Below are 3,305 nucleotides of genomic sequence, written 5' to 3' on the forward strand. Positions count from 1 at the left end.
ATGCATGCGGGCCTTTGTCGAACGCGCCGAGGCCTCGCTGCTGGAAGTCAACGACCTGCTGCGCAGCACTTCTTCGGCGGCCTCCGAAGTCCAGGTGCTCAAGGCCGTGGACGGCGCCTACCGCCGCATCCACGCCTTCAAGGGCGACGCCGCTTCCCTGGGCCTGGAAATCCTGGCCACGCTGGCGCACCAGTTTGAGAGCGAACTGCAAAAACTCAAGGACACCGGGGCGGCCACCGGCGATGCCCTGCTGGCCCTGCCATTGCCGCTGGAAGACCTGCTGTCCAAGGTAGGTGCCTTCAAGGCCCTGAGCCGCAAGCGCTCGGGCGATAGCGCGCCGTCCGGTGCAGGCGACTCGCCCCAGGGGCTGCATGCGGCGCTCGCGCAACTGGCGGCCGAGGTGGCCGCTGACTGCGGCAAACGCGTGAACACCGACCTGCGCATGGCCGGCGCGCCTGAAATACCGCGGGCCAAGATGGACCTGGTGCGCGAGATCGCCATCCAGCTGCTGCGCAACGCCGTGGTGCACGGTGTGGAAACGCCCGCCGCGCGACAGGTCGCCGGCAAGGCCGCCGAGGGCCAGGTCAGCGTGGCGCTGGGCCCGGACGAGGCCGGGCAGTGGCAGCTCACCGTTCGCGATGACGGTGCCGGCCTGAGCGCCGGCGACGTGCGGCGCCGCCTGCTGGAACTGGGCTGGTACAGCGCCGAGCAGTTGCAGAGCTTCAGCGACAAGCAGATCGTCGCGAACATCTTCAAGCCTGGGTTCTCCACCGCCGGCGGAACGTCCCGGCATGCCGGCCGCGGCGTCGGCCTGGACCTGGTGCAGGCCAACGTGCAGAGCCTGGGCGCGCGCCTGCTGCTGTCCAGCACGCCCGGCCAGCACACCGAGTTCCGGGTCGTGTTTTCCTGAGACCGCATGATATGACCCACATCCAAAACCCACCTCAATCGCAAAAGGAGGCTCACCATGCGACTGCTGATTGTTGACGACTCCAACATGATCCGCACCCGCATCTCGCGCGTGGTGCAAAACGGCGGCATCAAGGGCATCGTGCTCGCGGGCCTGGCCAAAAACGGCCACGAAGCCGTGCGGCTGGCCCGGGCCACGCGGCCCGAAGTCGTCACCATGGACCTGACCATGCCCGAGATGGACGGCATCGAATGCATTTCCGCGCTGCTCAAGCTGGACCCGACGGTCAAGATTCTGGTGGTCAGCGCGCTCAGCGACAAATCGACGGCCATCCAGGCGCTCAAACTGSGCGCGCGCGGCTTTGTCGCCAAACCTTTCACCGATGAAGAGCTGCAGATGGCATTGCTCGACATCGCCGACATGCGTTAAGGAAGACCGCTGTGGCCACACTCAACGAAACCGACCTCAAGCTGTTTGTCGACTCGATCCGGCATTACCTGAAAGTCACAACCCGCCAAGAGCCGCAGATCACCTCGGCCTACCTCGGCACGGGCGATATCGAAGGCTTTGAATTCAACGGCATCGTGGCCTTTTCAGGCAGCCACAACGGCCATGTGATGGTCTCCATGCCGGGCAAGCTGGTGCGCGAGATTTTGCTGCTGCAGCATGAGACCGACCTCAGCGACGGCAACCTGCTGGACGCGGTGGGCGAGATCGCCAACACGCTGGCCGGCAACGCGCGCAAGGCCCTGGGGTCCGAGCTGCAGATCTCGGTGCCGGTCAAGATGCAGGGCACGCAGGGCATGAAAGCCCGGGTGCGCACCCGCCCCTATGTCATCACGCTGCGCTGGAACCACTATTCGGCCATGGTGTGCGTCGACATGGACCGCAAGAACTGAATACCCGCCAGGCCTGCCAGGGCGGCCTTGGTGCACGCATTTTGTGCGGCGCACCAAAATAAACAGGAGCCAAGGCCAAAACCGCGCTTCAAGGGTGCGTTTTGCATGCCCCACGGTGGCACCCTTTTTGCACTGATTCTGTGAATCAACCATCTTCACAGAAAGAACTTGCACCATGGCGGGGTTTCGTAGTTTTCTCAAGGCCGGTCACGCGCCCACGCTGGGGGCGGCGTTTTTTTACTTCGCCTTCTCATGTTGCATCTGGGTCATGAACGGGGCCATGGCGCCCTTTATTTCCGAGACCTATAACCTTTCGCCCACCCAGAAGGGCGTGATGCTCTCGGTGCCCATCTTCGCCGGCGCGCTGATGCGCTTTCCGCTGGGCGTGCTGGCCCAGTACATAGGCCGCAAAAATGCCACGCTGGTGGAAATGGGCCTGATCATGGTGGCGCTGCTGTTCGGCTACTTCGTGGTCGACTCCTACAGCAGCCTGCTGGCCATGGGCGTGCTGCTCGGCATCGCCGGCGCCAGCTTCGGCGTCGCGCTCAGCCTGGGCTCCGGCTCCTTCCCGCCGCGCTACAAGGGCCTGGCCATGGGCCTGGTCGGCGCCGGCAACGTCGGCACCGCCGTCTCGGTGCTCGTCGCGCCCGCGCTGGCCCAGCGCTTCGGCTGGCAGTCGGTCTACGGCATCGCCGCCGTGGCCATGCTGCTGCCGCTGATCGCCATGATCGTGTTTGCCAAGGAACCCGACGACGTGGACAGCCACGCCACGCTGCGCGAGCACGTCGCTTGCCTGTTCGAGAAAGACGGCTGGGCCTTCAGCCTGATCTATGCGGTGAGCTTCGGCGGCTTCATCGGCCTGGCCACCTTCCTGCCCTCCTACTACTACGACCAGTTCGGCGTCAGCAAGGTGCAGGCGGGCCAGCTGTCCATGCTGGCGGCCTTCATGGGCGCCGCATTGCGCATCTTCGGCGGCTGGATCTCCGACCGCTGGGGCGGCGTCAACACCCTGAGCGTGGTGCTGCTCACCATCGCCGCAACCCTGGTCGCCTGCGGCCTGGCCGGCGGCTCTCTTGTGGCCACCACGCTGCTGGTGATGCTGTGCTTTGCGGCCCTGGGCGCGGGCAACGGCGCGCTCTTTCAACTGGTGCCCCTGCGCTGGCCCCTGGCCACCGCGGTGGCCGGCTCCATGATCGGCGAGATCGGTGCGCTCGGCGGTGGATTGGTGCCCAATGCCATGGGGGTGTCCAAGCAATATGCTGGTACTTATATGTGGGGGTTCTTCTTTTTTGCTGCGTTGGCTTTGGGGATGCTTGTCATGTTGCGGGTTATGCAGATTCGGTGGACTCGGACCTGGGCTGAGAAGGGCGGGCGCGCCCGTAGCGCTTGAAAGACAGGAGGCGGTTCCCTCGGCGCGCTCTCTGCTGAGGGTTGCTGGCCGGGGGTAGCCCGGCGGCTACTCACTTTTCTTTTGCTTCGCCAAAAGAAAAGTAAGC

Annotated in this window: 4 protein-coding genes; all 4 read left to right on the top strand. The window is 64.8% G+C overall.

The window, feature by feature from the left end:
- A partial coding sequence (locus tag AC1D1Y_RS25770; protein ID WP_477684857.1) for an ATP-binding protein occupies positions 1 to 910 on the top strand: 910 nt, incomplete at its 5' end.
- A gap of 57 nt (positions 911 to 967) precedes the next feature.
- Positions 968 to 1,339 (top strand): response regulator transcription factor, encoded by a 372-nt coding sequence (locus AC1D1Y_RS25775; protein WP_477684858.1) that lies wholly within the window; start codon positions 968 to 970, stop codon positions 1,337 to 1,339.
- A gap of 11 nt (positions 1,340 to 1,350) precedes the next feature.
- Positions 1,351 to 1,809: a chemotaxis protein CheX gene (locus tag AC1D1Y_RS25780; RefSeq protein ID WP_477654921.1), complete on the top strand. Its 459-nt coding sequence runs from the start codon at positions 1,351 to 1,353 to the stop codon at positions 1,807 to 1,809.
- A 175-nt stretch (positions 1,810 to 1,984) separates the two neighbouring features.
- Positions 1,985 to 3,199 carry an MFS transporter gene (locus AC1D1Y_RS25785; protein WP_477684859.1) on the top strand — a complete coding sequence of 405 codons (1,215 nt, stop codon included), beginning with the start codon at positions 1,985 to 1,987 and terminating at the stop codon, positions 3,197 to 3,199.
- Positions 3,200 to 3,305 lie beyond the last annotated feature (106 nt).

Source organism: Polaromonas sp. P1_G1 (genome assembly GCF_056405595.1).